At 73.7% G+C, this 5,218-nt stretch carries 5 protein-coding genes; 3 read left to right on the top strand and 2 right to left on the bottom strand.

The annotated features are described in order from the left end of the window. A partial coding sequence (locus tag B7767_RS15775; RefSeq protein ID WP_085572744.1) for a hypothetical protein occupies positions 1-542 on the bottom strand: 542 nt, incomplete at its 3' end. A gap of 245 nt (positions 543-787) precedes the next feature. Between B7767_RS15775 and B7767_RS15770 the strand changes: the two genes are divergently transcribed. Then, positions 788-1,057 (top strand): CopG family transcriptional regulator, encoded by a 270-nt coding sequence (locus B7767_RS15770; protein WP_085572743.1) that lies wholly within the window; start codon positions 788-790, stop codon positions 1,055-1,057. Beyond that, positions 1,054-1,491: a type II toxin-antitoxin system VapC family toxin gene (locus tag B7767_RS15765; protein WP_085572742.1), complete on the top strand. Its 438-nt coding sequence runs from the start codon at positions 1,054-1,056 to the stop codon at positions 1,489-1,491. Before B7767_RS15770 ends, B7767_RS15765 begins: the two co-directional genes overlap by 4 nt. A 15-nt stretch (positions 1,492-1,506) precedes the next feature. Here the strand turns inward: B7767_RS15765 and B7767_RS15760 are convergent, their stop codons facing one another. Beyond that, on the bottom strand, positions 1,507-1,947 hold the full coding sequence (locus B7767_RS15760) for a VOC family protein (protein ID WP_085572741.1): 441 nt from the start codon (positions 1,945-1,947) through the stop codon (positions 1,507-1,509). 269 nt (positions 1,948-2,216) lie between these two features. Here B7767_RS15760 and B7767_RS15755 point away from each other — a divergent pair, with 269 nt between their 5' ends. Further along, a complete protein-coding gene (locus B7767_RS15755) occupies positions 2,217-5,216 on the top strand; it encodes a bifunctional [glutamine synthetase] adenylyltransferase/[glutamine synthetase]-adenylyl-L-tyrosine phosphorylase (RefSeq protein WP_085572740.1) in 3,000 nt (999 codons plus the stop codon). Positions 5,217-5,218: the final 2 nt, after the last annotated feature.

Below are 5,218 nucleotides of genomic sequence, written 5' to 3'. Positions count from 1 at the left end.
AGGGCCTCGGGGGCCGGGGGCGCGGTGACCCGCCGCTGCCCGTTCCCGTCGGCCCGGGAGGCCGTCTGCGTCACCTTCGCCAGGCGTCCGACGGCCAGCCCGGCCAGCAGCGCGCCGCCGAGGAAGGCGCCGGGGCGGCGCCGGGCGAATCCCTGGAGGTCGGCGGCGATGCCCTCGACCCCCTGCCGCTCCAGATAGTCGGCCATCCGCATTCCCTTGTCGCCCGCGCGGGCCGCCAGGCCCCGGGCGGGCGAGTCGTGCTCGGCGTGCGCGGCCAGGTTCGAGAAGTCGTTCGCCCACTGCCGCAGCGTGCCGGCCGCCCGCCTGGTCTGCCCGTCCGCCTCGTCGATCGCGCGGCCGCGCAGGTCCTCGATGACCGTACCGGCCTGCTGCCGCGCCTCACCCACGACGTTCCTGGCCTGTTCCGCCGCGGTCCCCGCCACCTGGCCGGCGGCCTGTTTGGCCTGGCCGGCCGTCGCGGCGGTCTCTGCCTTGACCTTGTCTCCGGTGCTCCCGGATCCGGTTCGTACGGACTCACTCATCGGCGACTTCCCCTCATCGGATGTACGCGTACGGCCCGTGCCCGGTGACCCGATGTGGGCCGGAGCTCGCGCGCTCCTGACCGCACACATGTCCGTCCGTCTCAGCCCGAGTGGCCATTTGTCATGGTTTGACACGCAATGAGAAGAACGCGCGTCACGCGGTCGGGCGGCGCCCGTACCTCCGCGGCGCAGGCCGGCCCGAGGCGTGCAGCACATGCGTGGTACATGACCTGTACCATGGTGGCATGGCTCTGAAGCGCACCAATGTCTACGCGGACGACAGCGATCTGTTCCTGATCAAGGAGGCGGCTGCTCGACTGGGGGTGTCGGAGGCGGAGATAATTCGCGAGGGCATCCACCGAATCGCTCTGGCGCACCGTGTGTGGGACGAACCGTTCGTCTCCGACGAGGAGACGTTCGACCTCGGCGGTCCCGTGGACAAGGACGAGATCCGGTCGGCGGTCACCCGGGGCCACGCGGAGCGCGAGCGCCGGAACCGGGGCGACGCGGCGTGATCGCCATCGCCGACACTTCCGGCATCCTCACTCTGTTCAACCGGTCCGACCCGGATCATTACGCCGCCAGGAAGGCCGCGGAGCAGTGCGGCTTCCTCGTCGCCAGCCCGCTCGCGCTCACCGAGGTGCACCAGGTGGCCACCAGCCGTGCCGGGCGCGGGGCGGCCGACGGAATCCTTCGCTCTCTCACCGAGCGCGTCCGGCAGATGCGGCTGGTCCTCGCCCCGCCGACACCGGAGATCATGGATGCCGCGCTGGCCGTCCGGGCCCGGTACGCGTCCCTGGACCTGGACCTGGTGGACGCGGTCAACGTCGCTCTCGCCGCCGAATACGGCACGGACGCCATCCTCACCAGAGACCTCCGGGACTTCCGGGCGCTACGTCCGGCGGGTGGTGACTTCTCCTGCTTCCGCATCCTTCCCGACGATCTCTGATCGGCGACGGCGGACCTACCCCTCCGCCAGATCCCCCAGCACCTTGTGCAGCGGCTCCTCCGCCCGCCGCCGGTACTCCTGTACCGCCCAGCCGTTGCCGTCCGGGTCCGTGAAGTACATGAAGGTGGCGCCGTCGGCCGGGGCGTACTCGACCGGGTCGGAGACCTCCAGGCCCCGGGCGGTCAGTTCCGCGTGGGCCGCCTTGATGTCGGCGACGCAGAGCTGGAGCCCCTGGTAGGAGCCGGGGGCCGGGGTGGGTCCCGGGCTCATCTCCCAGATGCTGTTGCCCAGGGCGATCGAGCAGCCGGAGCCGGGCGGGGTGAGCTGGACGATGCGCACGCCCGGCATGACCTCCTGGTCGATGTCGACGTGGAAGCCGACCTTGTCCCGGTAGAAGTCCCTGGCGCGGTCGATGTCGCTCACCGGGAGCGGGATCACTTCGAGGGTCATGTCCATGGAACAGCGGCTCCTTCGTCGGCGTATCGGCTGCGCGTCGCCCGGACCGTCACCCGGTCCGGCCGGACGGCTGTCCCCACCGAATCCGAAAACCGTCCGCCGCGCCACCGAAATGCCGACAGAGGCGTGTCCCACCCGAAGTACCGGCGGAGGCGTGTCCCACCGCGTCCCGGGCCAGGGCCCCGTACTCCGGATAGGCTCATGGCCGTACGACCCTGATCCGGGGCATGTGCGGCAGGCACGGGCACGAGGCACGAGGGAGGCCGGGGATGACGTCGGCGCCGGGGCGCAGGAGCAGTACCTTCACGCGACTGCTGCGGCACGGCTTCACCGATCCGTCCGCCGCGGAGCGGCTGCTCGACAGCGCCGGACTCGCGCTGGTGCGCAACGACCCCGTGCTGCTGGACGCCCTCGGCGCCACCGCCGACCCCGACCTCGCGCTACGGGGCCTGGTGCGGCTGCTGGAGGCGCAGGACGGGCCCACCGCCCGGCAGGAGCTGCTGGACACGCTGATAGCCGCCAAGCCGCTGCGGGACCGGCTGCTCGGGGTGCTCGGCGCCTCCGAGGCGCTCGCCGACCATCTGGCCCGGCACCCGAGCGACTGGCAGGCCCTCGTCACCTACGAGCCGCGCGACCTGCACCCGGGCATCGAGGAGTTCGAGCGGGGCCTCGCCGAGGCCGACGACCCGGTCTCGCTGCGCGTCGCCTACCGGCGCTGTCTGCTGTCCATCGCCGCCCGTGACGTCTGCGGCACCATCGAGGTCGCCCAGACCGCCGCCGAGCTCGCCGACCTCGCCACCGCCACCCTGCGCGCCGCCCTCGCCCTCGCCGGGGCCGCCGCGCCCGAGGACGCCGGGCTCTGCCGACTCGCGGTGATCGCGCTGGGCAAGTGCGGCGGACACGAGCTGAACTACGTCTCCGACGTCGACGTCGTCTTCGTCGGCGAGGCGGTGGACGGGGCCGACGAGGACAAGGCGCTGCGCGCCGCGACCCGGCTCGCCGCGCACATGATGCGGATCTGCTCCGAGACCACCGTCGAGGGTTCCATCTGGCCCGTCGACGCCAACCTCCGCCCCGAGGGCCGCAACGGGCCGCTGGTGCGCACCCTCGCCTCCCACCTGGCCTACTACCAGCGCTGGGCCAAGACCTGGGAGTTCCAGGCACTGCTCAAGGCCCGCCCGGTCGCCGGTGACCTCGCGCTCGGCGAGGAGTACGTCGCCGCGCTCCAGCCGCTGGTGTGGGGGGCCGCCGAGCGGGAGAACTTCGTCGCCGACGTGCAGAAGATGCGCCGCCGGGTGGTGGAGAACATCCCCGCCGCCGAGATCGACCGGCAGCTCAAGCTGGGCCCGGGGGGCCTCAGGGACGTCGAGTTCGCCGTGCAGCTGCTGCAACTGGTGCACGGCCGCTCCGACGCCTCGCTGCGCAGCGGCACCACCCTCGACGCGCTGAAGGCCCTCGCCGCCGGCGGCTACGTCGGCCGCGCGGACGCCGCCCAGCTCGACGACGCCTACCGCTTCCTGCGCTCCATGGAGCACCGCATCCAGCTCCACCGGCTGCGCCGCACCCACCTCGTCCCCGACGACGAGGCCGACCTGCGCCGCCTGGGCCGCTCCCTCGACCTGCGCACCGACCCGGTCGCCACCCTGACCCGGGAGTGGAAGCGGCACGCCTCCGTCGTACGGCGGCTGCACGAGAAGCTGTTCTACCGGCCGCTGCTCGACGCCGTCGCCGCGCTCGCCCCCGGCGAGGCCCGGCTCAGCGCCGAGGCCGCGCGGGAGCGGCTGATCGCGCTCGGGTACGCCGATCCGGCCGCCGCGCTGCGCCACCTGGAGGCACTGGCGTCCGGTGTCACCCGCAAGGCCGCCATCCAGCGCACCCTGCTGCCGGTGCTGCTCGGTTGGTTCGCGGACTCCGCCGACCCGGACGCCGGTCTGCTCACCTTCCGCAAGGTCTCCGACGCGCTCGGCAAGACGCCCTGGTACCTGCGGCTGCTGCGCGACGAGGGCGCCGCCGCCGAGAACCTGGCCCGCGTGCTGTCCGCCGGACGGCTTGCCCCCGACCTGCTGATGCGCGCCCCCGAGGCGGTGGCGCTGCTCGGCGACGGGGGCGGCGGGCTCCAACCGCGGCCCCGCGCCCATCTGGAGCAGGAGATGCTCGCCGCCGTCCGCCGCGCCGACAACGCCGTCCAGGGCGTCACGGCCGCCCGCGGGGTGCGCCGCCGCGAGCTGTTCCGTACCTCCGCCGCCGACATCGTCGGCTCCTACGGCACCGAGTCACAGCCCGCCGAGGCCGATCAGGGCGCCCTGGTGGACCTGGTGGGCGGCGCGGTGTCCGACCTGACGGCCGCCACCCTCGCCGGCACGCTCCGCGCGGTGGTCCGCGAGGGCTGGGGGGACACGCTCCCCACCCGGTTCGCCATCATCGGCATGGGCCGCTTCGGCGGGCACGAGCTGGGCTACGGCTCCGACGCGGACGTCCTGTTCGTGCACGAACCGCGCGACGGCGTGGACGAGCGGGAGGCCGCCGAGGCCGCGGGCAAGGTGGTCGCCGAGATGCGCCGGCTGCTGCAGATACCGAGCGCCGACCCGCCCCTGCTCATCGACGCCGACCTGCGCCCGGAGGGCAAGTCCGGCCCGCTGGTGCGCACGCTCAAGTCGTACGAGGCGTACTACCGCCGCTGGTCGCTGGTGTGGGAGCGGCACGCGCTGCTGCGCGCCGAGCACGTCGCCGGGGACGAGGACCTGGGCCGCCGCTTCACCGAGATGGTCGACCCGCTGCGCTATCCGGCCGCCGGGCTCGACGAGGAGGCCGTCCGGGAGATCCGGCGGCTGAAGGCCCGCATGGAGTCCGAGCGGCTGCCGCGCGGCGCCGACCCCAAGCTGCACGCCAAGCTCGGGCCGGGCGGGCTGTCCGACGTGGAGTGGACCGTGCAGCTCCTCCAGTTGCGGCACGGCGCCCGGGAGCCGGGCCTGCGCACGACCCGCACCCGGCAGGCGCTGGCCGCCGCCCGCGCGGCCGGGCTGATCTCCGAGGACGACGCCTCCACCCTCGACGAGGCCTGGGTGCTCGCCACCCGCGTGCGCAACGCGGTGATGCTGGTCCGGGGCCGGGCCGGGGACACCTTCCCCACCGTGCCCCGCGAACTGGGCGCCGTCGGCCGCTACCTGGGCTACGGCCCCGGCCACGCCGGCGACATGCTCGACGCGTACCGGCGTACGGCACGGCGGGCACGGAGCGTGGTGGAGGAGCTGTTCTACGGGGGGCTGTGACC

Source organism: Streptomyces sp. 13-12-16, from assembly GCF_002114215.1.
Lineage (GTDB): Bacteria > Actinomycetota > Actinomycetes > Streptomycetales > Streptomycetaceae > Streptomyces.
The sequence above is the reverse complement of the archived record's forward strand: the minus strand, read 5'-3'. Positions and strand labels throughout refer to the sequence as shown.

Bases quoted from the DNA above. Each gene is read 5' to 3' on its own strand.
- B7767_RS15755 (WP_085572740.1), top strand. From the start codon at position 2,217: ATGACGTCGGCGCCGGGGCGCAGGAGCAGTACCTTCACGCGACTGCTG.
- B7767_RS15760 (WP_085572741.1), bottom strand. From the start codon at position 1,947: ATGGACATGACCCTCGAAGTGATCCCGCTCCCGGTGAGCGACATCGAC.
- B7767_RS15770 (WP_085572743.1), top strand. From the start codon at position 788: ATGGCTCTGAAGCGCACCAATGTCTACGCGGACGACAGCGATCTGTTC.